The following is a 25,584-nucleotide window of genomic DNA, read 5'->3' on the forward strand; positions in this document are numbered from 1 at the left end:
GACGTGCCTTCTTGATTCATATCGGCACGGTTATTTAAATTATAATCGTGGCCTGGGTATTATTCCGGGAGGAACGATCCGTTATAATGAACCAGAAGGCAGGATGATTCCTAGAAAGAGGTGCTTATGAGCTATCACGGATCCGATTTTTATGACAACGACACGAACTTCGAGAAATACATGGAGCGGCGGCAAGGGCAGGAGAACGCCAACGATACATTGGAAAAACCCGTCATCTGGCAGCTGCTGGGGAATATCTCGGATCGGCATGTATTGGACCTGGGGTGCGGTGATGCTGGCTTTGGCGTGGAATTGCTCAACAAAGGCTGTGCTGCGTATGTGGGGATTGAAGGCTCTCGTAATATGGTGGAAGCCGCCTCAAGCAACCTGACCGATTACAACAACGGAACCGTTGTGCATACGAGGATTGAGGACTTTGCATATCCCCGTGATTCCTATGATCTGGTGCTCTCCAGGCTCGCCATTCATTATCTGCAGGATATCGAGCGCGTCTTTCAATGCATTCATCAGAGCTTGAAGCCAAACGGCAGGTTTGTCTTCTCCGTCGAACATCCCGTCATTACCTCCACGCTTCAGCCGTCCGGGACACGAACGAACGGGGTCGTGGACCATTACTTCAGCGAAGGCTACCGGGAACAACAATGGCTCGGCGGCACCGTTCATAAGTACCATCGAACAGTGGAGGATTACTTCCAGGCAATGCAAGAAGCCGGCTTTACCGTGGAACACCTAAGGGAGTCCAGACCTGTGCGAGAACATTTCTTAAACGAGGAAACCTATGAGCGCAGGCGCAGAATCCCACTATTTCTGTTTCTGGCGGGGAGAAAGAGCGCTTAACCCCCATTGCATTCCGAAAAAAAAGCACCCTTCCACTTCATAAGTGGGAAAGGGTGCTTTCTGCGTCACTATCGTTATTTCTGCTTACGAGGATCTGCCGGTCTTGCTTCCTTTATTAAATCCCTCGGGCTTGCGCTTACGGGCTTGGCCATCCATAGGTTTCTGAGCAGCTTCCGATTTGAACTTACGTGCCATCTCTGAATACGGATTGCTGACGGCTTCCGCCTTCGGCTTACGTGCCGAATTCGTGCTCGAATGACGAGCCGCATCTGATTTCGGCTTACGAGCCATGTCGGTCTTTGGCTTACGGGTGGTATCGGCCTTCGGTTTAGCCGATCTAACCGCTGCTGACTTGGCTTTGCCGGATTTGGCCGAGCCCGATTTCGGCGATCGGTCTACCTTAGCGGCTCTTAAGGAGCCTGACATCGGGAAGGCATGGTCCTTCACTTCGGGAATGGACTTTCCGATTAACTTCTCGATATCCCGGAGAAAAGGCACCTCGTCCACTTCGCAGAACGATATCGCCGTTCCGCTCAGTCCTGCACGCCCCGTCCGCCCAATCCGGTGAACGTACGTCTCCGGAATGTTCGGTAGGTTGAAGTTAATGACATGCGACAGCTCGTCGATATCAATGCCTCTAGCGGCAATATCCGTCGCGACCAGGACGCGGGTCGCCCCGCTTTTGAAATTGTTGAGCGCCGTCTGGCGGCTGGTTTGCGATTTGTCGCCGTGAATGGCCTGAGCCGTAATATTCACCTTGTTCAGACCGCGCGCAACCCGGTCAGCTCCCCGCTTCGTACGGGTAAAGACCAGGGCCGACACGATGGACGGGTCCTTCATCAGTTCATTCAACTGCTGCTGCTTATTCCCGGTTTCCAGCAGGTACACCGATTGCTCGATCCGTTCGGCCGTAGAGGAGACCGGCGTGATCTCGACTTTTACGGGATTGTGCAGCAAGGTTTGGACAAGCTGAGTAATTTCCGCAGGCATCGTGGCCGAGAAGAACAGCGTTTGTTTTTTGCTCGGCATTTTGGCGATAATACGCTTCACGTCATGGATAAAGCCCATATCGAGCATGCGGTCGGCCTCATCCAGCACCAAAATCTCCACATGCTGCAAATCGACGTGCTTCTGATTCATAAGGTCCAGCAGTCTGCCTGGCGTAGCAATGAGGATGTCCGCTCCTTGCTGAAGCGCCCGTTCCTGCGTCTTCTGCGAAACGCCGCCGACAATCGCGGTCGAACGCAGCTTCGTGAACTGGCTGTAGGCTTTGACGTTATCCGAAATTTGCAGGGCGAGCTCCCGGGTAGGCGACAATACCAGGGCGCGAATGCGGCGCCCCATGCCTGGTTTAGGGGGTTGCTGGTTCAACAACTGAATCATCGGTACCGAAAAAGCGGCGGTCTTCCCTGTTCCGGTCTGCGCGCAGCCCAGCAAATCTCTGCCGGCCAACACAGCTGGGATCGCCTGAGCCTGAATAGGCGTTGGCGTCTTGTAATTCTCCTTCGCTAAAGCCTTGAGAATCACGGGGGATATATTTAAATCTTGAAATGTCATGGGGTCTCCTTTAAGGTAAATACCTATATTGTCTCATCACGTAACATGGGGCATCTCATGATCGAGTCTCCACAAGCCGTTCCTTTACGTCATAACATATAAGGATACCATACATCGGTATAAAAAAAGAAGCGGAATTTTTCTCCGCCTCTTGTTTAGGCCCCAAACCGCTGCCGATACCCGCATTTTCTGCATAATTCCTCAACGGCTTCCCGACGTGAAAATCCGTCCACCAGGTTGTTCGCTCGCTCCCCATCGACGATGTCCGAGAAAGACTTCTGGTGAATATTGCCCAAATTGATGACCCCTTCCCCGTCCAGACAGCACGGGACAACCGTCCCGTCTACGAGAATGGCCGCCTGGCTGCGAAGCGCATGGCAGAAGCCTTTGCCTTCATCCTCCGGCGCTGTTAGACTTGGCCACTGGAACTCATAATCCTGGTTCAGATAGACATGGTCGGCAACCTTAACGCCACCGCCGGGTTCAACCTTTTCCTCGATTCGGTAGTCCAGATTGAATTCCTGCTCCAAAATTTCGAGTGTCTGGCGGTTACGGCTCTTCTCCAGGTTCGTTTGGTTGTCCTGCGTCAGATTCCACAAACGGAACGAAAAGATGACTTTATGTTCCTCCGCGGCACGAACAAAGGAGAGTATCTCCCGTAAATATCCCTCACGATTGGTTGAACCAACATGCCCGTCGAAGCTGTGGAGCGAGAAGTTCATCTGTCTCAAGGCTGGCTTGCCCAGCAGCTTATGCCGGTTCTTCGCGATCAACGTACCGTTGGTCGTGATATTGACCTTGAACCCCTTTTCATGGCTAATATCCAGCAGCTCATCAATCTTCGGATGGAGCAGCGGCTCTCCCTTCACATGCAGATAAATGTAACTTGTGTGCGGCTTGATCTCATCCAATCTTTTCGCGAAATCTTCCACTTTAATGAAGTTGGCCTTACGCTCTGTCGGCGGGCAGAACGTGCAGGCCAGATTACAAATACTCGTGATTTCTATGTAAACTTTCTTAAACGTCTTCAAGATGTTATCCCCAATCCCATGTCTATGATCGTATGACGATTTGCCAGCTTGGTCGCTTGCCGATCCTACATATCGTACCATAGGCGGGCTTTTACAGCTACAACAACAAATGCGATCTGGGTGCCATTCTGTATAAAACGAAAGAAGAGGGAGCGCCCTCTTCTTTCGTTTTTTCTAATTAACGTTCATCGTTAATGTTGAATTCGTCACTCTTGAGCATCAAACCATCTTTTTGACGGTTTCTTATTTATCAAAATCATACTCAGCAAGTTCTTCAAGCGTCATGGATCTTATTGTAATGGAAGTACCCGGGGGGTCTCGTTTGGCTGAGACTTCCTAGAACCCTCGTCTACAGGACGAGTTTCTTTCGGACCATCTACAACATCGTCTCCTTCATTCTTAACAAAAGCTACAGGACGAGCTTCCTTTGGATAATCCACAACACTGCTTCCATTCTCAGCTACAGCTGCAGGACGAGTTTCTTTCGGGTCATCTACAACATCGCTTCCGTCATTCTTCACGACAGCTACAGGACGAGCTTCCGTTGGATAAGTTACAACATTGCTTCCTTCATTCTCAACTACAGGTGCAGGACGAGTTTCTTCTGGCTGAGTTTCAACATAGCTTTCTTCATTCTCAACCACTGTCTCAGAAGGTACCGCTTTAGGGGCCGCTTCTGTTGGTCGAGCTTCAGCATGACTCTCCTCATTACCAATGACTCTGGGCGTATTGTTAGAAGCCCATGCCGCTGCTGATGTGCTAATTACAGTAACTAAGAATACTGCTGCTATCGTGAGATACAATGCTTTCTTTTTTTGTTTCTTTACATTAAGCATCATCATTAATCTCCTTTTTAATTGTTTGCCGTCACCGGATAAGGAAGCACAAAATTGCACGGGTAAATTCCTCGATCCTGCTACGACGCTTAGAATCGTCTCCCCATACCGTTTTCGCTCGGCATGGGACATCTCTTTTACGACTTCTTCATCACAAGACAGCTCACTCCATACGTGAATGTCCTTGCGAAGAATGTGTACCAAGGGGTTAAACCAATGTAAGGCACTTGCTCCAAGCGTGAACGCTTTGACCCATAAATCTTTCCGTTTCAGATGGATCAACTCATGACGGATCACCATGTCCACGTTAACGGTATTCTCGATAGGGAGATAAATGGTGGGTTTCCGCAGGCCGACAAGAACAGGAGTCCGAATGATGGAGCTGTAGAAAAGCCGGACGTTGCTTTTCACACCAAGGGCTTCCTTGATGAAAGGGAGCTGTTTGGCAGCTTCGCTGCTTATCGGAACAGTGGTACGCGTATGTTCTAGTTTCTTTAAAAATCTGCGATAACAATACATCTGCCATCCAGCAAAAGTTATAGCACCAATTGCCCATAAGACAATGAGGGGAAGGGCTACGTTTGCTGAAATGGTCTGATCTGGGATGAGCTGCTCCGAATGAGTCGCTAGATATGGACCGGGCAGCGCATGTTGCACAGTTGAAGGCAACTCGTTCACAATGGGGACGGTTGCTGTTCCATCGAATATAAAAAACGGTGAAATCGATTGAATACCAAGTACTACGGGCAAAAGATAAAAGCCTACGGCCATTATGCTAATTCCATAGCGCCACTTTGTAGGAACGGCATGGATCGATACGATCCGCAGTACAAGAATGCAGGCTACGACGGCACTTCCAGCAACGGTAAGGGTAAACAGCCATTCGAGAATAGTATTCATAAGCCCCCCTACTTTTGCGAAAACCATTGCTTCAGCTCTGCAATATCTTTATCTGATAGCTTTTCACCGTCATACAATGCTGAAATTAGGTTTTTGACCGAGCCTTGATATAATCCGTCCAGGACGTGCTGCGCTTCCAAAAGCTTATAATCTTCAGGCGAAATGCGAGGCATATATTGATTTGTCCGTCCATGCCTCGTAGCCGAAAGTGCCCCTTTATCCACTAAACGCGATAGGAAGGTGGAAATGGTCTGCGCTTTCCACTCTCTTCCTCTTTGGGCAAACAGACCTAGCAGTTCGGTGGATGTGACAGGCGGTGTACACTCCCAAATCACCTCCATTAGCTCCATTTCAGTATCCGATAATTTTTGAACCTGGTTCACGGTGAACACCTCTTTACGTCGTTATGCGTCCATAACGAACTTAATCACTACACGATGTAGTGATTAAAACTTACTACATCGTGTAGTGGTAAGTCAAGCGAAGATAAGTTTAAATTTTCTACTACATAGAACTAATACGCAAAAATTAAAGAACCGCGCGGGAGCGCGGTTCTTTATCTAAACATGCAGCTTCAAATTATCGAGGGCGTCGGATTCCCCGGGTCCTCTTATTTGTACTCGTACAGATGGTAGTGTTAACGCCGTTTATTTTGAATCGTTGTCGTCATTTTCTACAGTCTCGCCTGCTTTGTTTCCCAATGCTGCGCCTGCGATACCACCAGCAATCGTACCGATTGGACCCAGAATGGAACCTACAGCAGCACCCACGACGCCACCACCCGCGGTTCCTAAAGCTTCTCCAGCGTCAACACCCATGTTGGTCGTGTCGCGATCAGAATCAACCTTTTGATTACGATCATTTTTATTAGCCATCCATCTCACTCCCTCGACATTGTGATAGGAACAGCTCCTTCTTGCCAGTCGTTGTTCCAGACCATATCTTGCCCTAACCGATCTAAGATAATTCTATAAAATATACCTATTCAGGTCCTGTCTACTCCAAATTAGGTTGCGAATTTTAGACGATGTTTGCGGATTATGGGATTATGTAAACGGTACCAAGCTTGCTACAATGAACATGCAATTACGAAATGAACTTTTGTTCAAGGGGGATTATACATGAAAAAGCTGTCGATTTTACTGTTAACCTGCGTGTTGATCATAGGGGTGCTGAGCGGTTGCGCAAGCAGCGATTCCGATTCGGGATCGTCGAATAAGCTCGTCATCTACAGTCCGAACAGCGAGGAAATTATCAAAACCATCATTCCAATGTTCGAGAAGCAGACCGGGATTACGGTTGAGCTTGTAACGGCTGGGACCGGCGAAATTATTAAGCGCTTACAGTCCGAGAAGCAGAACCCATACGCTGACGTGATGTTCGGCGGTTCTATGGCGGGTTTCCGTGAAAATGAAGCTTTATACGAGCCTTACGTATCACCTGAAGACAAGAACTTAATGGAAGGCCACCGCAATACGTCGGGCTTCGCTACCCCTTATATCTCGGATGGCAGCGTGCTGCTCGTGAACAAAAACCTGATCGGCGACATCAAGATCGAAGGCTATGCGGATTTGCTGAACCCGCAGCTCAAAGGGAAGATAGCTTCCGCTGACCCGGCAAGCTCCAGCTCCGCTTTCGCCCAGTTAACGAACATGCTGAAAGCGATGGGCGGCGATTATGAGAATGAACAAGGCTGGAATTACGTCGGTCAACTGATCGAGAACCTGGACGGCAAAATCGCAAGCGGTTCCGGGGCTGTTCACAAAAGCGTGGCAGACGGTGAATATGTAGTCGGCCTTACCTACGAAGACCCTTCCAGCACCTATGTAAAGAACGGCGCTCCGGTAGAAATCGTATATCCGAAAGAAGGCGCCGTATTCCTGGATGCGGGATCCGCCATTATCAAAGATGCGCCGCATATGGACAATGCCAAAAAATTCATTGACTTCATTCTGTCCCAAGAAGCACAGGATGCGTTCGGAACGCAATTAACGAACCGTCCGCTTCGCCAAGACACAAAGCTTGGAGACCATATGAAGCCTTACGAAGAAATCCACATGATTGATGAAGACACGGACTATGTAAGCGAGCATAAATCCGAGATCGTTGAGCGTTATGTCGATTTGTTCACTAGCGTTAAATAAACTATAGAATCAGGTGACAACCATGAGCGTAACCATAACCATTCAAGACTTAATCAAAAAATACGGTGACACGACCGTCATTCCCGAGCTGTCCCTGGAGATCAAGAAGGGTGAATTCTTCACCCTTCTCGGGCCTTCCGGGTGCGGTAAGACCACACTGCTGCGCATGATCGCCGGCTTCAACAGCATTGAAGGCGGAACGATTCATTTTAACGATCGCGTCATTAACCAGGTGGAACCGGGCAAGCGGAATATCGGGATGGTCTTTCAGAGCTATGCGATCTTCCCTCACTTAACCGTCAAAGGAAACATCGCGTTCGGACTGGAGAATCGAAAGTTATCCAAGGCGGAGATTAATGCCAAGGTGGATGACATCCTAAAGGTCGTTCAGATTGAGCCCTATAAAGATCGCATGCCGAAGAACCTGTCAGGCGGCCAACAGCAGCGCGTTGCGCTAGCCAGAGCGATCGTTATCCGCCCGGATGTCCTGCTGATGGATGAGCCTCTATCCAACCTGGATGCCAAGCTTCGGGTCGACATGCGTAACGCAATTAAAGACATTCAGAGAGAAGTCGGGATTACCACCGTCTACGTCACGCACGATCAGGAGGAAGCCATGGCGGTATCCGACCGCATTGCGGTCATGAAATCCGGCGTGATTCAGCATCTCGGAACGCCACAGGAGATTTACCAGCGCCCTGCGAACGTATTCGTTGCGACCTTTATCGGACGTACCAACATTATCATGGGCAAATTAACGAAATCGGCAGACAGCAGCTATGCCCTGCAGTTCGGTTCAGGCTATTCGGAAGAACTGTCAAACATTCAAGTTCCGAATGCATTTGCTCAGGCTTCCGCTCTGAACGTTCAAATCTCGGTTCGGCCGGAAGAGTTCATTCTGACTGAGGACCAAACCGGCATGAAAGCAACGATTGTACACAGCGTATTTTTGGGGCAAAACACCCATTATTTTGTGGACTTGGCGTCCGGTCAACGCGTGGAGATTACGCAGGAATCGAAAACGTCACATATCCTTGAACCTGGTCAAGTCATCTATCTCAAGGCGAAAAAAGAGAAGATTAATGTTTATGATGCAACAGGTGAACTGAACTATACAAGGGGCGCTCGGCTATGAGAGAGACGCGAAAACGATTTGATGTCTGGACCAACATTTCGTTACTGATCTTTGTGTTCTACATTCTTTTTCTGGCCCTGCCTTTGTTTACGATGCTGTTCAAGAGTGTGTACAACGGTACGACAGGCGATTTTTCCCTCGCCTATTTCACGAAGTTTTTCAGTAAGCCCTACTATTTAAACGCCCTATTCAACAGCGTGAAAGTCACCGTCAGCGTAACCTTGCTTGCCGCCATTATCGCAACGCCGCTGGCGTACATCATGGCAACGGTGAAGATTAAAGGCAGTTCGGCTATTCGGGTCATGATTCTGATCTCCTCGATGTCGGCTCCTTTCATTGGCGCTTACTCCTGGATCCTGCTGATGGGCAGAAGCGGCGTCATTACCAAATTCGTTAGCAGCACATTCGGCATTACGATGCCGGATATCTACGGATTTACAGGGATATTAGTGGTCTTGACCTTGCAGATGGTCCCTCTGATTTTCATGTATGTATCAGGTGCACTGAAGAATATGGATCAATCGCTGATGGAAGCTGCTGAGAGCATGGGTTATACAGGCTTTGGCAAAATGCGCAAAGTGCTCCTCCCGCTCATTACGCCAACCTTGCTGGCAGGCGGACTGCTCGTCTTCATGCGCGCGCTTGCCGATTTTGGCACGCCGATGCTGATCGGCGAGGGATACAAGACCGTTCCTGTACTGATCTTTAACGAGTTCATCAGTGAGGTCGGCGGCGATGACGGCTTTGCAGCGGCGATCAGCGTCATTGTCGTTCTCTTCGCCACAACGATATTCCTGCTGCAAAAATTCGTAGCCAATCGTAAATCCTTTACGATGAGTGCTCTGCATCCCATTGAAGCCAAGAAGAAAAAAGGGATCGGCAATATCGCGGCTCATGCCGTTATCTATCTGTATACGCTAATCGCGCTGCTGCCGCAGCTCTACGTCATCTATACTTCATTCCTGAAATCCAACGGCAGAATTTTCGTCGAAGGCTTCTCACTCCAAAGCTATCGGGATGCCTTCAGTAATATTGGCGGGGTCATTCTGAACACGTTCTTCTTGGCCATCGTGTCGCTGGTCGCCATTATCCTGTTAGCGATACTGATTGCATACGTAACCGTTCGAAGAAAGAATGCGCTAACCAATACGCTGGATATCTTCACGATGTTCCCGTATATCGTCCCGGGCTCCATTCTGGGGATTGCTCTCTTGATCACGTTCAATAACAAGCCGCTGGCCTTAAGCGGAACGGCCGTCATCATGATCATCTCATTTGTCATCCGGCGCCTGCCTTATACGATTCGATCCAGCGCAGCCATCCTGCATCAGATTAACGATGGGATCGAGGAAGCAGCCATCAGTCTGGGGGCCTCCCAGATGAAGACGTTCTTCAAGATTACGCTTCCGATGATGCTGGCAGGCGTAGTCTCCGGCGCGATCCTAAGCTGGATTACCATCATTACCGAATTAAGCACCTCGATCATTCTGTATACAGGCAAGACCAAGACCGTAACGGTTGCCATATACACCGAGGTCATTCGCGGGAACTACGGCGTGGCGGCAGCCCTATCCACAATTCTTACCGTCATTACGGTGGTGTCACTGCTTGTCTTCCTGAAGCTCTCCGGACAAAAGGAAGTTTCCATGTAAATGTAATGAAATCATAAAGTAGACTACATCCAAGTCGGCACCTGCAGCATGAAGGCCGGCTTGGATGTATTTGGATGATCTGCGGCTACCGCCAGTCGGTATAATAGGATCGAGGGGCTTATCGCAGATGGAGGGCAGCATGAAACATACACATTATCGCAACTTCAAGGAATCAACCCGTCATTTATTTCGCATCTATACGATGATCCCGTTCTCCATCTTAATCGTATTGTTTTTGGCGTTCACGATTATTAATGGCAGAATGAACCTAACCCAAAAAACGACCGAAGCTGCCCAGTCCATCAGTCAGTCCATATCCGGCGTGTATCAGCAGTACTACGAGGAGATTAATCGGATGGCCGTCTCTCCTACCGTGATCGATTATGTAAGCTCGCATTTGGGCAGCGAACAAGTGTACTCCGCATTTTATGATTTCAACAACCAGCAGAAGGTCAAGAGCATTTTTCATATCGTCAATACGGATGGGGTCTTCCTGGCAAGCTCTGCCCCGGCGGATTCACTGTATTCCAATTTCGCCTTCGGCAATCTCATTCATCGAATTGATCAGCGGCCCGGCGACACGCTTACCGAAATGAACAGCTTTCGTTATTCGCATGATCGCGATACGAGTTACACGTTTGGCAAGGCCATCGTTAAGGACAAGCGGACGATAGGCTATATCATCTATCAGCTGTCCGAATCGGACATTCAGAAGGTGATTTTCAAACAAAATAATGAGATCGCCATGATCACCGATGAACATAATACCATCATTGCCACGACCAGCAATGTGACCAAAGGCGTTCTCAACAAATTTAGCCCGAAGGTCGATAACAAGGGACATGTTCTGCTGAACCAAGGCAAGTATTACATGTATGCCAAGCGAATCCCTGACACGCCGATTCAAGTCATTACGCTGAATTCCTATAAATCGGAGCAATACACCTACTATACGGTTTCTTTCTTTGTCCTTGCGGCCAGCCTGCTGCTGTGGGTCTTGATCCAGTTCCTGGCGAACAAAATGTCGACCCGAAATTCCGAATCGATCGATAAATTAATTCATGCCTTGGCCCAGCTGCGCGAAGGAAACTTCAATGGCTATGTCGACATTCAGACGAACGACGAGTTTCAAATTCTCGGCGATGAGTACAATGTGATGCTGGATCGGTTGAAGGAATTGATCGAGAAAAATAAAGAGCTGTCGGAGCTCCGCACGATTATTGAGGTAAAGCAGCTGCAATCGCAGTTCCATCCGCATTTTATTTTTAATGTCCTTGAAACCCTGCGCTATGCTATTAAGATTGACGCGAATCAAGCCCAGGACATCGTGCTGATTCTCTCCCGCTTGCTTCGATACAGCATCGGACATGATCGCAATGTCCAGCTGAAGAATGACATGAATTATGTACGGGATTACCTGAAGCTGCAGCAAATTCGGTTCAATGATCGGCTGGAATATCGGATTACCGTAGCGGAGGAAACGCTGGATGTATACGTCCCCAAGCTTCTGCTGCAGCCGATTATCGAAAACGCTATCAAATATGGATATGAGAATCAAAGTGATGTGCTGATTGAGATCAACATCTACACATCAACCGGCAAGCTCATTCTGGAAGTTCGCGACAACGGGCAAGGCATGAGTGAGCAGACCCTGCAGGAAGTGAATCAGATTCTGCAAAGTCAGACGAATACGACGCAGCATATCGGTCTGTACAACGTTCATCGTCGTTTAGTGCTTTTATATGGCGAAGAATCCGGCATTCACATTGACAGCGCGCAAGGAAAAGGTACCTGCGTGGCACTTACAATTCCTTACGAATGGAGTGAATATCATGTTTAAAGTACTGCTGGTCGAAGATGAAGATATGATTCGCAGGGGGATACGGTTCAGCATCGATTGGCTTCAATACGATTGCATCGTCATTGAAGAAGGACTGAACGGGCAGGATGGCTACGAGAAGATCTGCGAGCTGAAGCCGGATATCGTCATTACCGACATCACCATGCCGATCAAGGACGGCATTTCAATGATTCGGGAAGGTTTGCAGGAGCATACCTTCAGCAGCATCATTATCTCCGGTTATAATGAATTCCACCTTGCGAAGCAGGCACTCCAGTTAGGCGTCACCGAGTTCCTGGTGAAGCCCTTAGAGGATGAGCAGCTGGTCGCGGCACTCGAATCAGCCAAAGCCAAAGTGGATTTAATCCGCAAATATGAAGTGATCTCGAATCATCCGCAGGAGAAGGAAGAGATTCTAAACAGCAAATTTCTGGAGAAGGAAACCAAGACCTCCAAATACGTGGCCAACATGATCGCCTATGTACAGGAGAACTATGCCAAGAAGATCAGCATTCATGACCTCGTGGAGGAGATCGGCTTAAGCGCCTATTACCTGAACCAGAAATTCAAGGCAGAGACCAGCTACACCTTCAACGAGTTTCTCAATCGTTATCGCATTCAGAAATCGATCGATTTACTGAAGTCAGGCGATAACAAAGTCTATACCATCGCGCAGGATATCGGATTTAGCGACTACAAGTATTTTATAAGCATCTTCAAAAAGTACGCCCATGTCACGCCGAGTCAGTATCAGGAATATTTCGAGGAGAAGAATGGATAGATTAGGGTAATCTAGATACTAGAGGTACTCTATCGCACTTATATATTTGCACACACTCCTGCTAGGCTTGAGCAGGGGTGTAGAATCTTTATCTATGATTCCTGTCGTTCATACAGCCGGTACATGGATAGCTCACCACGCATTGCCACCGCTTGCGCAAAGGCTTCCTTCACGTCCCGTCCCTGCTGAACGATCTCATAGAACAGCCGGAGAACGAACATCAGCGCATCGTTGCCGTCCGGATAGTCATCCGGCCCGATATACATCCTGCAGCCCCTCTCCAGGAAGGCTTCGGCCAGTGCCGGATCCCCCAGCGAGCAGCCGTTCGCGATCACCGTCTTCCCGTCCAGCTTCGCATAACGCTTAATTTCAGCAGGCCCGAAGCCGCCCTTCGGCTCATCCTCCTCGTATACCTCTTCGCCGAGCTCCGGCATGATCAAGCTGCCTTCATCCCCATGAAAGTTCAACAGGATCATATCGGTGCCTTCATATATATCATCCCCTGACAAAACGGAGATCAGATCATTCGGCCTTCCGATCCAATATGTAAAAACGCGTACCCCGAAATATTCCAGAGCCGCTCTTACGGCTTGGCTCTCCATATCGCAATCCGGTCCGACGACCAGAGCGACCTGCATAACCGGCTTACTCACTACTGTATCAACTCCTGACAATTACATAGATTTGGAATTGGAGCCCCATTCTATTATTGCCGGCAACATTTCCTTTTTCAACCAGGCGCGGTTCATCATACTTTTCTCCATATCATCCACCATTGTTTATCATACGAATCGACTTCGATCTCTTCCAGACCTAGATTCGCTTCGCCGATCCAGCTTCTAGCCAGTTGTATATAGTCGTTGTGAAAATCGGAGGAATACCCCATTTCATCATATCCGGCATAGGTAATGTTATCGAATATCATGTATCCTCCGCTTTTTAGCTGCTTACAGCTTGTGTCTATGATTTGGATAAACGCCTGATACGCTGCATCTTTTAGCGTACCTTTACGATGATACTCCATCACAGCTTGCAGCATTTGAGGTTCGATTGACCACCAATCCTGATTTTCGGTATCTATGCCCTCGCGGTTGGCGATAATGGTCTGAATGATATCATTAATGGCATGATGAAAAGCCACAACGTCAAAAGAGGACTCTGGATAATATAAACCGATATTGGCGGCATCGTCCCCAACAACCCGTATGTTGACGTCCATTCCTTTCGTTTTCTCCTGAAAATTTCGTGTCAGATCCCTGTTGAGGTTGGCCGTCACATAGGACCCCGCTTCATGGGAATAGGCGTCTACAGCCTTGGGAATGTAAATGACATCGCCTGCGCCGACTTCCAAAAGACTTAAAGCACGGGGCATATGCAGCTCCATGAAGAGATTCTGCCAAGATGCTGAATAATACAGTTGAAGATATTCGAATACCCTTGGCTTGGATATGCTTATCGGCACTGCTAGTGTGTCTTTCAATTTGTTTTCCAATTGGACTGCGTTCATCTGTTCCAATTCAGAAATCGTGTCCTGCGAAAAGTCACGTTTTAGGATATCGTTAAACAAGCCGGCACTCGTTTTCTCTGCTAGCGTCTGCATATTCATCAGCGTATCCCTCTCTTCTTATGGTTTCTAGAGTATATTCGAATATATGGTGTTTTTTCCTCTTTTTATTATTTGAAAACGTAATTTATTAATATAAACGCAAAGAACCCGAGAGAGGCACTTTTTTCAAAGTATCCCTCTCTCGGGTCTTCGTTCTAAAAACGTGGATATGGCTGTTCATTAGCCAACCGCTTGCACCATTAACTCACAATATGAGTGCCGGCCTGTTTCCTGATGGCATCGCTTAAGCTTTCCGGGTTCGTAATGATAACTCTGCGCCCCGGCTTCTTAAGAAAATTGAGGCTCGCCTCAATTTTGGGGAGCATGCTGCCTTTTGGAAAATGCCCCTCTTTCACATACTGTTTAATCTCGTCAACGGTGACTTCTTCGAGCGCCATCTGATCCGGCGTACCGAAATTCACGAATACTTGGGGCACGCCCGTTGTGATAATCAGCGTTTCCGCATCCACCTGCTCTGCCAATAAACTTGTGGCAAAATCCTTATCGATCACCGCATCGATGCCTTCGTAGGTATGCTCCTTCGTCTTGATGACGGGAATGCCTCCTCCGCCGACGGCAATCACGATACAGCCGGACTCGATCAGCGAACGGATGGCATCCTTCTCGACAATATCAATGGGAGCAGGCGAAGGAACAACCCTTCGATATCCCCGGCCCGAATCCTCAATCATCACCCACTCGGGATGCTCGCGCTTCAATTCCTCGGCTTGCTCCAGGGTGAAGAAGGAACCCACCGGTTTCGAAGGCTCGCGGAAGTTATGGTCGGTTTCGCTGACCTCAACCTGCGTGATGATGGTTGCTACTTTTTTCGTGATGCGGCGGTGGATGAATTCATTCGTTAACGCCTGCTGAATTTGGTAGCCGATGCCACCCTGCGTATCCGCCACGCAGTTCACGAGCGGAACAGCATTCATGCCGATGACCTCGGAAGCCACCTCGCTCCTTCTCAGCTCGAAGCCTACCTGCGGCCCGTTTCCGTGCGTAACGACCACGTTGACGCCGGCTTGCACCATATCCGCAATGTTGGCTGCAATTTCGCATACCGCTTCGTACTGATCCTTAATCGACTCGCGCCCCTTATCCTTCACTAACGAATTTCCGCCAATGGCTACAACTACAAATTTATTCATGACAATCCTCCTGGTCGTTCAGCCGATTGCTCCAGCTGCGTGATCCTCTATGACGAGCCGAAAGGGCACGGGGACATAACAAGCTATAGCGTTTAGTATCCAATTCATCCCTATCGTGCCCGAGGCTGTGGAAAATTCCGAAAAGAGGCATTGATTCTGCAGAATTATTTTCGTGCGGCAGCCGTTGCTTTTTCTTTCAATCCTTCGGCTCTGCCATGGTTCGGATGAACCGTAAGCACACGTTCTATAAGCGCCATGGCCTCCTCCGTCCGTTTAAGCTCCAGCAGGCTGCAAACCTTCTCACAGTAATAATCCGCATGATCCGGACCGTATTCGATTGCCTGGTCAATCTGCTCCATCGCCGCCTCATAGTTACCAAGCAAATTTAAGGATTGGCCCTTATGGTAATGATATAGCGCATTGGTGCGATCATGCGTGATTGCATGATCTATCGCATCGGCAGCCTCTTGGTGTTTACCGAGCGATCTCAGGCTGTTCGCCTTGTGAAATGAGAAATCATAACGCCAAGGCTGCTGGGCTAACAGCAGATCCATCACGATGACGGCTTCCTCGTGCCTGCCCAATTCTCTTAAATAATTGGATTTATGATAGCGGTAGAACGTTTCCTCCGGCTTCCGCTCAATCGCTTTATCATATTCGGCAATGGCTTCTTCAGGACGCTTCATCATCCGATAAGCATTGGCGGTATAGAAATAGAAGTCGAGATCGCCGGGATCAAGCGACAGCGCTTGATGATAAGCTGCCAGAGCCTCGTCATAACGTCCTAATTCTCCGGAAAAATAGCCCTTGTAGTAGTAGAGGTCGGCAGGATTCCCCTCCTCCCCCAGCGCGTTGTCTATGATCGAGATGGCTTCCTCATATTTCTCTTCCCTAGCCAGCTCTTTCGCTCTTTGGATACTGCCTGAGAAACTTAAGCCTTGTTTGTTGAGAATCTTGATTACCTTATGCTGCTTCATCTCTACGGCATGCTGGAGGGAAGACTTTCCGTCACGATCCTTCAAATGCACGTCGGCCCCTGCTTCAACCAAAAGCTGAATGATATCAGAGTACAGCCGCCCCCCGTTCCCGAGAATAACCGCCTCCAGCAGCGCAGACCATCCCAGGTTATTCACATGATTAACGGCAACGCCTGCTTCCAGGCAAATCTGAACGGTTCTTAAATATCCCTTTTCGCTTGAAGGCAGCAGCGTTGTTCCCCCAAACCGGTTCACGCTTGTGATATCCGCTCCTCCGTGAATAGTCAGCCGCAGGATTTCATGAAAACCGTTAGCTCCTGCACAGAGGTATGGGGTTAACATGGTGATGTCTCTTGCATTCACGTCACTGCCGGCTTCGATTAGCTTTTTGGCGAGGGAAACATGGTTTTTCTGTGTTGCAGCCATTAGAGCCGTCCGGCCCTGGCTGTCCTTGTGATGAACATCGGCACCACGCTCCAATAACTGCTCTACCGCAGCCAAGTCTCCCCGGTCGCATGCCAGAATGAGTTCGTCATTCATCGCTTCCGCATTCATCGAGTGACCTCCTCATTTTATGTTTGCAATCCTTATTTTGCGGACCTGCATATTCCGCTATTATTCTGACTGCAGTTGGTTTGCCGGATCGCGTAGATCGGAAAAATGCTTATAAACAAACAGTGCCGCAACCATCAGGTATGCGTATACGAACGGCATCAGTGTTTCTTGGGCAAATCCCACCGTAGGCGCATGGATAATGCCGAACAGGGATAGAACGGCTGCGATGACCGCGAACACGGCAGCCCGCAGCGGCTTATTCAGGATGGCGAAGATGGCAATTGAGCCCCAGATTAAACTGCTGAGCGGTGCGCCGTTCCCCAGATGATTCAGACCGTTATAATAAACGCCTTTGCTTAACAACAAATCGATGCCAACCTTGGAAGCCGTCGTCTCAGCAGCGTTAAAGATGTTATTGGCAAGCGTTAAAGCCCAGTTGGCGATCCAAGGGAATAAAGTGATGAAGATAACGGGCACTTCATTCTTAGGCGTCTCGCGGACAACCTGATTGGCCGTGACCACGCCGACATAGACCAGGATCGGTACAATCGCGACAACCGGAATGATGGACAGGAGCAGCGCTCCAATTCCAAAGAGCGAGATGATTAACATGGCAAAGCCGGATGCAATCGTATACCCAAGGCCTGCGCCGATGGATTTCCAGCCGGCGTGCCCGATGTACACGGTAACCGGGAACGGGTTGCCTGTGAATGCGCCGATACTGGAAGCCACACCGTTCGTCAGCATGACGTTCCGGGTATTGTAGGGATCTCCGGCCGCATGCGCGCTCTCGATATTTTCCAAGTCAAAAATATAGTTGGCGAGACCCAGAGGAATAGCCGATGCCAGGTACGGCAGCGCATGAGGGATTCCTTGGAACAGGCTTGTAATGTGAACTTCAGGCGGATTAAAGCCCAGTGTAGACAACGCCGTCGTAATCGCTTCCGGATTTTGCAATCCGAATACCCAAGCCAGGACGGTACCGGCAATTAGGAGCAGAAAACCGGTCGGGATTTTTTTGAATATTGGAGATTTACCAAACCAGTTGATAAAGATGATAACCAGTACGATAAAAGCGACAATCGGTGTTTCGAATGATTGCAGCATCGGGTTCATGGCAAGCAGCAGCAATCCAAGGCCGGACAAACAGGACAAGAGAACGGTTCTTGGAATTACTTTTCGGAGCAAATCGCCCAAGAAGGAACCCACAACCAGGATCATGGCTTCGAAGAAGCACCATACCAGACCGATCTGCAGCGCAAACGTTGCATCATTGGTCTGTCGGAATACCGGAATCAGCACCAGAAAAGTAACGGTAAATATCGATGGGGCGCTCGGACCTGATGGCAGTGCGGTTATGTCACTGCGGCCCGTTTTCTTTGCCAGCCTATATCCAAACCAACCGTAAGCCATGCTTGCGATAAAGATAGCGAATCCGAAGGCAGGGACTACTCTTCCGTAGACCATATCTTCCGGAAAACCTACAACAAAAATCAAAAGTGAAATCATGGTCAGCAGATTGGTTAGATTATTGGCAAGCAAGCCGAAGAACGCAGCCCAATCTCCTTTTTTCCATAACATTTTCATGAGTACCTGATCCATATAAATGCCTCCTTAGATCATTACACTTATAGTGCGTGTTCAAAAAGGTCGGTTTTCAGCACCGAGAAGATTGGATAAAGCTAGGGACTGAGGAGCGGAGCGTACGTTTTGGGTACGTGAGCACCGGAAGGACCGGCTGAATTCAAGATTCGATGCCGAACCAGCTTCCCGATTTGCCTCGTGATCAAAAGCGGACTTTTTGAACAACCTCTTATAGAACTAGCACTTCAGGTACCCTTCAGGCATTAGTGCAAGCCTGAAGGGGCACCATTCTATGACTGCGTGCGCTGGCTAAGAGCTAGTAACGCCTGTTCAAAACAATCCACCGGAGGATGCGTGATACCCGCTCCAATCATTCCGACTCCCGGGTCTTTATGCGCGATGGCCGTGTTGATGACAGGCATGATGCCGGTTTGGACCACTTTGCGAATATCAATGCCCGTTGGAATGCCGCTGAAGTTCAATAAAGGAATCGTGACGTTCGGATTTTCCGTGGTCGTAATCTCCTTCATCTTGACTGAATAATTCATGGCTTCATCCACGGTTCCGCCGACAAGCGCCACAATCGCCGGAGCGGTTGCCATCGCAAATCCGCCGATACCGTAGGTTTCCGTGATCGCGCTGTCGCCAATATCAAGGCCTGAATCCTCCGGCTTATAACCTGCGAACATGGGACCAACCACCTTTTGCGCGGGTCCGGTGAACCAGGTATTGCCTGGCATGCCGCTGACGCGAATGCCGAATTCGACGCCGTTGCGGGCCATGGTGGTCACGATGGTGCTGTATTCAATCCCATGCGCCGCATCCAGTGCGCATTTACAGAGCGCCATCCAGGTCGGGCCGGAGAAGTAATCGCTGCTTGCCACAAAATCAAAGACCTCAATTTGCTGCTCGGTAGGGAAGTCCGTCCGCAGAATCAACGGCGTTAACGCTTGGATTAACAGCGTCGTGCCGGCATTGTTGCGGTTATGGCATTCATCTCCCATATGAAGCGCCTGCGACAACATGAGGCGAAGGTCGATGCCATTCTCGGAGAACTTCATGGCATCCCGGAGCATCGGGCCCAGCACGTCTCGCATCCAGTTCAGACGGGCGATGACCGTTTCGTCATTGGCGCCCATCCGCAGGATTTTGGACAGCTGCTCGCTCAGATTTGTGTACGCGATATTGCCGTATGTCCGGTTCTCCACGATGTGCATGAACATGGAGGCTGAGGTTACCCCGGCCATCGAGCCTACGCAGTTATGCTCATGGCATGGCGAGAACGTGATTTCCCCCGATGCCGCAAGTTCCGCCGCTTCATCCAGATTGCTGGCCAAGCCTTCGAAAACCAGTGCACCCGTCACCGCGCCCTTCATCGGACCGCTCATTCGCTCCCACGTAATAGGCGGACCTGCGTGCAGGATCGTCTTTTTGGTCATGCCCGGCACGACATGAATCGCCTGATCGAAACCGATCAATACCGGCTGGGAGTTGATGATCCGCTCCACGGCCAGCTTATTCGCCGCTTCGATTTTCTCCTGAACGTCCGGCTGATCCAGCTTGTCAAGCAGTGCGATCACTTCTGGCTTGCCGCCGCCCGGCGGTTTCCACTCCAGGTGGGAGACCTTCCCTTTTTGTTTCAAAATATCGTCTTTAAACATTTCCAGACCCACATTGAGTACATGAAGCTCGCTGTTAAACAGCTCGTTGATTCTGCTCATGTCATACTCCTTTCTCGACGAAGCCTCTGGCAAGAAGCCCTGTATTCGTACTACTGCTGGCATAAGTAACTCCCGCAGATACCAGTTTATTTAACTGGTCTTCTACAGACGGCGTATCGAGATCCGTTCCCAGTACATAGCCGATAATCTCCAGATGCCTTCCTTCTTGTTCGGCCGCCTGCTTGGCTTCCACAATCGCCGGGAGCATGACCCCGACCGGATCCTCGTGCGCTCCATATCCAAGAACGAAATCCATTACGATAACGCCAACCGACGGATCTTTAGCTTCCTGCTTGAATCTGGCAATCCGGGAAGAAGGATCGATCATCGGGTGAGGCTTGCCGTTGGTGAACTCGTCATCTCCAAAATCGATAAACGTGTGGCCCTGGCTCACATGGATATCCTGCAGGCGATACTTCGGATCCTTCGGAATGTTGCTGTACACATCCTCGTATTGCTCCATCGCCAGGTACATGGCTTCGTCGCACAGCGTTCCGCCGCAGAACAATCCACGGATGTATTTTTGCTCCGGCGTCAGCTTGGCCTTGATCTCCTCGATGAGAGGCAGGTTCAGCGGATGCTTATCGATGGTACTCTCGTCTACGCCTGACAGGATAACGGCTTTCAACGCCGCTTCTTTCGTTGTTTTGGCAAAATGTCCGCCGGCGTTCACGACCGCTTCTTCCGTTCCGCCGATAAAACACACCACGACAGGCTTGCTCATGTTCTTGATCTCGGCAAGCACCTTCTCCTCCACGCTCTTGGCAGGCGGCTTCGAGATCAGTACGATGACCTTGGTAGCTTCGTCTTGGTTAAGCGCCCTCATGCCGTCCAGCATCATCATGCCGCCAACCCGTTCGCTTAAATCGCGTCCACCCGTGCCGATCAGCTGGGAGATTCCGCCGCCAAAATCGTGAATCCGAACACTAACCTCCTGGCTTCCCGTGCCGGATGCGCCAACGATCCCGATGCTTCCTGGTCGCACTTGATTCGCAAAGCACAGCCCCACGCCTCCGATGATGGCCGTGCCGCAGTCCGGTCCCATCATGAGCAAGCCACGCTCATGCGCCATATTCTTGAGCTCGATCTCCTCTTCCACGCTGACATTATCGCTGAACAGCATGACGTGGAGATCATTCTCCAGTGCCTTTCTGGCTTCTCTGGCTGCGAACAGTCCGTTTACAGAAATGACGGCCAGCTTGGCTGAAGGAAGATTTCTCGCGGCTGAGTCGATCGTCGGGAACGTGAGTTCACTGTTTCCTGCCTCGCTTCCCTTGCTGTTAAATAGGGCTTCGATGCCTTCGTAAGCGCTTTCCACGAATTCCTCAGAGACCGCTTTAATGACGATCATCAGATCGCTTCCCTTGGCTTCCTCCAGCTCCGGGGTCATGAGACCGACATTGGCCAGTACTTCCTTGTTCATCTGCGTTCCCATTGCGATAAAGGCCTGATCCACGCCTTCCAATTGATTCGCTTTGGTTGACAGTGACATCAATGAAACGGAATCAAAGTACGTATTCTTTTTAATCACAACTTTAGTCGACATGCTTTACCTCCCATTTCTTTCTATGCTAAGCTTCAAGCCATTCACGAGCCCGAGCGCGATATCCGTTCCTGATGTAGAACCGATATCGAGTACCCTGGATAAGCTAGGTATAACTTCAGTCTTACTGCCATGGATCATATGGTGCATGAACTCTCCAATGGATTCCCTTACCTGGCCGCTTGCGGCTTTCTTTAAAGCCATATAGCTAATCGGATTGCTCCTATCAGCCGCTGCTGCCACAACTTGCTCGCACACATGGCGGATCTGGAACAGCGGACCCTCCGTTAGATTCATAACGGTAAACAATCCGACCAAGAAATCGTCGCCCGACGGAGTCAGACCCGGACCCAAGCCTATTAGTTGAATTGCATAATGAGTGGCAAGACTGACCTCGCCTTTGGATAGCGCTTCAAGAAGTCCCGTCGAGCGCTCCCTCAGCAACCTCTCCATTTCCTGATCAAAAGAGTTTACGGTCTCAGCCGATCGCTTCATCCCGCCGGCCTTGCCGTGAATCTCAATAAATGAAGCCGCTGCAGCTGCATTGCTCCTTAGGACTCCCTCGTCATCCGCATATGACGGAAGCTTGCTCCTCCATACGCGGACGTCCCGCAGCGTAAGGACCAACGCCTTCCCGACGTATAGTCGATCGTGCTCCGCATAGACCCGGTCTCCAACGACCAGCCCCCGATTGGAAAAGCTGCCCATGTCCGTGATCAGCGTATTCGGAGCATTGTCCATCTGACGATTGGCAATCGTGTATAATTCATCGTTCGTCCGGCATTGCAGGTTCACTGTTCGGTCAAAAATACTGTGTACGTACCCATCCCATTTCAAGCTGCTCATGTCTTGAAGAAACTCCGCGTCGCACGAGATGGCGGCGCTTACAATAGAAACGGACTCCGTCTTCGCTATCTTCCCGTAACTTCCCGTTTTATCGCCTCCTTCACTAACGAATGGGCAGGTAACGCCCTGCGTCAGGCTATCCCTTTGAATGCTTCATTCACCTTGAAACCGCCATGCATTCGGTTGTAGATAAAGGAATTTAAATGCTATACTGAATTCAAATTCAGCCGGTATATAAACGTAGAACATGTAACAGGTGAATAGCTTTCCACGGCCAAAAGGATATTTTGTGAATTATATCACAGTTAAAGTTACAAACCGCTCCTGACACCCTTATTGTAATCCAGGGAGATGCTCCGGTCATTGTACAGCGAAACTAAAAACATGCCGTGTTCGCTGTGCACATTGCACAATGAAGATCGAAAAACAAAGGTGGGTGTTAAAGAATGCTAACCATCAGGGACATCCTTCAGATCCAAGCGATCGAGGGCATTAAGCTCGTTGCAGGCACAGCAGGAATCGATCACCAAATATCCATTGTGAATATTATTGAAAATCCGGATGTATTCGATTGGCTGGCTTCGAATGAGCTGCTCTTATCCACCGGATATATTTTTAAAGATAGCGAGGAGCTGCAGAATCGGGTCATTCATGAATTGGCTGCGAACAATTGCGCGGGACTGTGTATCAAAATGAAACGCTATTTTGACCGAATTCCGCAAAACATGATCGATCTGGCGAACAAGTATGGCCTTCCGCTGCTGGAGCTCCCTTTTGAATACACGCTGTCCAAGGTGATCGCGATCATTAATGAGAAGACCAATGCCGATTATGACGCTCTGAATCGCAGATCGCTCGATCTGCATAATGCGCTGTTCAAAATCCCGCTGGAAGGGGGCGGCATCGAACAAATTTCAGCGGAGCTAGCCGACATCGTCCATAATCCGATCCTGATTCTTGATCGGGATTGGAATTTGCTCTGCTATACAGATCATCCGGATAATAAGACGCCGCTGCATGAGTTCTTGTCCCTCCAGAAGAACAGGCCCATCTTTCCGTCCGAGTTTACCGAGGCGATCCCGACATACGTAAGCGAAATCAAGAAATCGATCCAGCGCGACTACAATCACAAGCATCAAACCTTTAAATGCCGCATCATGCCGATCTCGGTGTCCAGCCATGTGTACGGATACATCGTCATCTTCCAAACTGTTCGCAAGCTGACCGAAGTCGATAATTTGGCGTTAGAGCACGGCTCTACCATTCTGGCCCTCGATCGCATGAAGGCGAAAGAGCTGGAGGAAGTCAAGCTCAAAATCCGGCACGATTTCTTTGACGACCTGTTGTCCGGCAGCATCACCTCGACCGAGACGCTGCATTCGCAGTCGGATTTGCATGGGCTGAATATCAACTATACCTATTACTGCATGGTTGTCCATATCGAACCGACCTTGCTGGACAACTACAAGGACATCGTGTACCGAAAATACGAGCTGGAGCATATGGTGAAGAAGTGCGTCAATTTGATCCACGGCTTGTCCAGCAAAGCCAACGGGGAGCTTACCTGTTACTACCGAAGCCAGCAGATCATCATATTAGTCGGGAAGAACGAGCATAAACCTCCGGTTACGGTCCATGAAACAAAGGCCTTCGCGAATGAACTGGTCGAGCTATTGACCCGAGAAATGAAGAAAACACAGTTTCTAATCGGCATCGGCAGCCAGTATAAAACGTTCTCTTCCCTGCATCGAAGTTTCTTCGAAGCCCAGGAAGCCATGCGATTGATGCAGCGATTCAAAGACATTCGGATCATATCTCATTTTGAAGATTACGCCGTCTATCATTTTCTCGATTCCAATATCAAGCCTGCCGAGATGGAGGAGTTCTTCCACAACACACTTGGCGTCATCCATCACCATGACCAAACGTTCAACACCAGCTTCATCTCCACGCTGGAATACTATTTCATGCACAACCAGAACGTGACGGAAGCGGCCAAGGCGATGTTCATCCACCGCAACACCTTTATCTATCGCATCGACAAAATCAAAGAGCTGCTGAATTCCAGCTTAAAAAACGCAGACGAGCTATTCCAGATTCAATTGGCGCTCACGCTTTATCGGCTGCTGAATAAAGGGTAGTCTACGACAAAAAGACGTGATAGGAAGGATCGCCCCGGGCGATCATTTCCATGTCACGTCTTTTTTTTGGGGGTAGTTTCTTCACCAACTATAAATGAGCAATCGAATAAATATAATTATTTGAGTTTTACCCTCACTCTTCAAATTCCCTTAGAAAAATAAACATTGAAAAGCATAAGCCAGTCCAAGGCTCAAAAATTTATTATTCACAGACTTGAATAATCTCTTTAGGAATGGAGTCAAAGACTAATACTTCCGGCTTTGAATATGGTTTCGTTGCATTGTATTGTTCGAGTGTCATCAGACTCCCCCAATACAAGTTTATCCAATATTCAATACTTTCACCTGTATCAAAATTCAGTGCTTCTTCATCGGTATCCTTCAAATCCTCATAAAATGCTTGATCGTATATAGAAAGAGAAATATCACCATCAAAGACTAGGATCCTATTCGTAAACACCGGGAAACAAAAAGATTTAGTAAAACGACTAACCAGATCTACTCCGATTGCTTCGTTGAAGTTAACCCAATCTGGTGTATTCAAAGGTCTGAACCGTTCTGTAATCTCAAGATTTACCCTACCACCGTTGCTATATCTGTTGTTTGATTTAGTCATAAAGTTAATACCGACTGACATAATCTCTTGCATTGAAACATGGTGTTCATGACCTTCAGATAAGTAAGCATGATACAACAAGTCATTCATATTTTATTTTTACACCACCC

General features: G+C 49.1%; 21 protein-coding genes. 7 read left to right on the forward strand and 14 right to left on the reverse strand.

Going from position 1 to position 25,584, the window contains the following annotated elements; all coding sequences use genetic code 11:
• Window positions 1–126 precede the first annotated feature (126 nt).
• The gene (locus tag ACETK5_RS26465) at window positions 127–858 is read left to right on the forward strand and encodes a class I SAM-dependent DNA methyltransferase (protein WP_394058816.1); all 732 of its coding nucleotides are present in this window, start codon (window positions 127–129) and stop codon (window positions 856–858) included.
• A gap of 84 nt (window positions 859–942) precedes the next feature.
• Here ACETK5_RS26465 and ACETK5_RS26470 read toward each other — a convergent pair whose 3' ends face one another.
• From ACETK5_RS26470 to ACETK5_RS26490, 5 genes are all read right to left on the reverse strand, one after another.
• The gene (locus ACETK5_RS26470) at window positions 943–2,415 is read right to left on the reverse strand and encodes a DEAD/DEAH box helicase (protein ID WP_394058818.1); all 1,473 of its coding nucleotides are present in this window, start codon (window positions 2,413–2,415) and stop codon (window positions 943–945) included.
• Between the two features lie 155 nt (window positions 2,416–2,570).
• Complete coding sequence (locus tag ACETK5_RS26475; protein ID WP_100540837.1) at window positions 2,571–3,446, reverse strand: radical SAM/SPASM domain-containing protein; 876 nt, start codon at window positions 3,444–3,446, stop codon at window positions 2,571–2,573.
• A gap of 290 nt (window positions 3,447–3,736) precedes the next feature.
• Window positions 3,737–5,182, reverse strand: coding sequence for a M56 family metallopeptidase (locus ACETK5_RS26480; RefSeq protein ID WP_394058821.1), 1,446 nt, complete (start codon window positions 5,180–5,182; stop codon window positions 3,737–3,739).
• Window positions 5,183–5,190: 8 nt separating this feature from the next.
• Entirely contained in the window at window positions 5,191–5,565 is a 375-nt protein-coding gene (locus ACETK5_RS26485) for a BlaI/MecI/CopY family transcriptional regulator (RefSeq protein WP_394058823.1), read from the reverse strand.
• Window positions 5,566–5,829: 264 nt separating this feature from the next.
• A complete protein-coding gene (locus tag ACETK5_RS26490; protein WP_100540453.1) occupies window positions 5,830–6,057 on the reverse strand; it encodes a hypothetical protein in 228 nt (75 codons plus the stop codon).
• Between the two features lie 246 nt (window positions 6,058–6,303).
• Between ACETK5_RS26490 and ACETK5_RS26495 the strand changes: the two genes are divergently transcribed.
• The 5 genes from ACETK5_RS26495 to ACETK5_RS26515 all read left to right on the forward strand — a co-directional run bounded on the left by ACETK5_RS26495 (window position 6,304) and on the right by ACETK5_RS26515 (window position 12,734).
• A complete protein-coding gene (locus tag ACETK5_RS26495) occupies window positions 6,304–7,326 on the forward strand; it encodes an ABC transporter substrate-binding protein (RefSeq protein WP_326117337.1) in 1,023 nt (340 codons plus the stop codon).
• A gap of 22 nt (window positions 7,327–7,348) precedes the next feature.
• Complete coding sequence (locus ACETK5_RS26500; protein WP_394058826.1) at window positions 7,349–8,461, forward strand: ABC transporter ATP-binding protein; 1,113 nt, start codon at window positions 7,349–7,351, stop codon at window positions 8,459–8,461.
• Complete coding sequence (locus tag ACETK5_RS26505; RefSeq protein ID WP_100540450.1) at window positions 8,458–10,113, forward strand: ABC transporter permease; 1,656 nt, start codon at window positions 8,458–8,460, stop codon at window positions 10,111–10,113. The genes ACETK5_RS26500 and ACETK5_RS26505 overlap by 4 nt, the downstream gene beginning before the upstream one ends.
• Before the next feature lie 139 nt (window positions 10,114–10,252).
• Window positions 10,253–11,953, forward strand: coding sequence for a sensor histidine kinase (locus tag ACETK5_RS26510; RefSeq protein ID WP_394058828.1), 1,701 nt, complete (start codon window positions 10,253–10,255; stop codon window positions 11,951–11,953).
• Window positions 11,946–12,734: a response regulator transcription factor gene (locus tag ACETK5_RS26515; RefSeq protein ID WP_100540449.1), complete on the forward strand. Its 789-nt coding sequence runs from the start codon at window positions 11,946–11,948 to the stop codon at window positions 12,732–12,734. Before ACETK5_RS26510 ends, ACETK5_RS26515 begins: the two co-directional genes overlap by 8 nt.
• Before the next feature lie 92 nt (window positions 12,735–12,826).
• Here the strand turns inward: ACETK5_RS26515 and ACETK5_RS26520 are convergent, their stop codons facing one another.
• The 8 genes from ACETK5_RS26520 to ACETK5_RS26555 all read right to left on the reverse strand — a co-directional run bounded on the left by ACETK5_RS26520 (window position 12,827) and on the right by ACETK5_RS26555 (window position 22,717).
• A complete protein-coding gene (locus tag ACETK5_RS26520; RefSeq protein WP_394058831.1) occupies window positions 12,827–13,387 on the reverse strand; it encodes a delta-aminolevulinic acid dehydratase in 561 nt (186 codons plus the stop codon).
• A gap of 95 nt (window positions 13,388–13,482) precedes the next feature.
• Window positions 13,483–14,340, reverse strand: coding sequence for a hypothetical protein (locus ACETK5_RS26525; protein WP_394058833.1), 858 nt, complete (start codon window positions 14,338–14,340; stop codon window positions 13,483–13,485).
• Between the two features lie 200 nt (window positions 14,341–14,540).
• Entirely contained in the window at window positions 14,541–15,491 is a 951-nt protein-coding gene (locus ACETK5_RS26530) for a carbamate kinase family protein (protein WP_394058835.1), read from the reverse strand.
• Window positions 15,492–15,655: 164 nt separating this feature from the next.
• Window positions 15,656–17,023, reverse strand: coding sequence for a tetratricopeptide repeat protein (locus tag ACETK5_RS26535; RefSeq protein WP_394058837.1), 1,368 nt, complete (start codon window positions 17,021–17,023; stop codon window positions 15,656–15,658).
• Between the two features lie 60 nt (window positions 17,024–17,083).
• Window positions 17,084–18,625 (reverse strand): xanthine permease, encoded by a 1,542-nt coding sequence (locus ACETK5_RS26540; RefSeq protein WP_100540444.1) that lies wholly within the window; start codon window positions 18,623–18,625, stop codon window positions 17,084–17,086.
• A 272-nt stretch (window positions 18,626–18,897) separates the two neighbouring features.
• Window positions 18,898–20,328 (reverse strand): YlbE family protein, encoded by a 1,431-nt coding sequence (locus ACETK5_RS26545; protein ID WP_394058839.1) that lies wholly within the window; start codon window positions 20,326–20,328, stop codon window positions 18,898–18,900.
• 1 nt (window position 20,329) lies between these two features.
• Window positions 20,330–21,874, reverse strand: a complete 1,545-nt coding sequence (fdrA, locus tag ACETK5_RS26550) for an acyl-CoA synthetase FdrA (RefSeq protein ID WP_394058840.1) — start codon at window positions 21,872–21,874, stop codon at window positions 20,330–20,332.
• A 3-nt stretch (window positions 21,875–21,877) separates the two neighbouring features.
• On the reverse strand, window positions 21,878–22,717 hold the full coding sequence (locus ACETK5_RS26555) for an oxamate carbamoyltransferase subunit AllH family protein (RefSeq protein ID WP_394058842.1): 840 nt from the start codon (window positions 22,715–22,717) through the stop codon (window positions 21,878–21,880).
• Between the two features lie 446 nt (window positions 22,718–23,163).
• Between ACETK5_RS26555 and ACETK5_RS26560 the strand changes: the two genes are divergently transcribed.
• On the forward strand, window positions 23,164–24,858 hold the full coding sequence (locus tag ACETK5_RS26560) for a PucR family transcriptional regulator (RefSeq protein WP_394058844.1): 1,695 nt from the start codon (window positions 23,164–23,166) through the stop codon (window positions 24,856–24,858).
• A gap of 202 nt (window positions 24,859–25,060) precedes the next feature.
• Here ACETK5_RS26560 and ACETK5_RS26565 read toward each other — a convergent pair whose 3' ends face one another.
• Window positions 25,061–25,564, reverse strand: a complete 504-nt coding sequence (locus ACETK5_RS26565) for a DNA polymerase III (RefSeq protein ID WP_394058846.1) — start codon at window positions 25,562–25,564, stop codon at window positions 25,061–25,063.
• Between the last annotated feature and the right edge of the window lie 20 nt (window positions 25,565–25,584).

Origin of the sequence: Paenibacillus ilasis, from assembly GCF_043195395.1 — a bacterium.
Taxonomy (GTDB): domain Bacteria; phylum Bacillota; class Bacilli; order Paenibacillales; family Paenibacillaceae; genus Paenibacillus_AQ; species Paenibacillus_AQ lautus.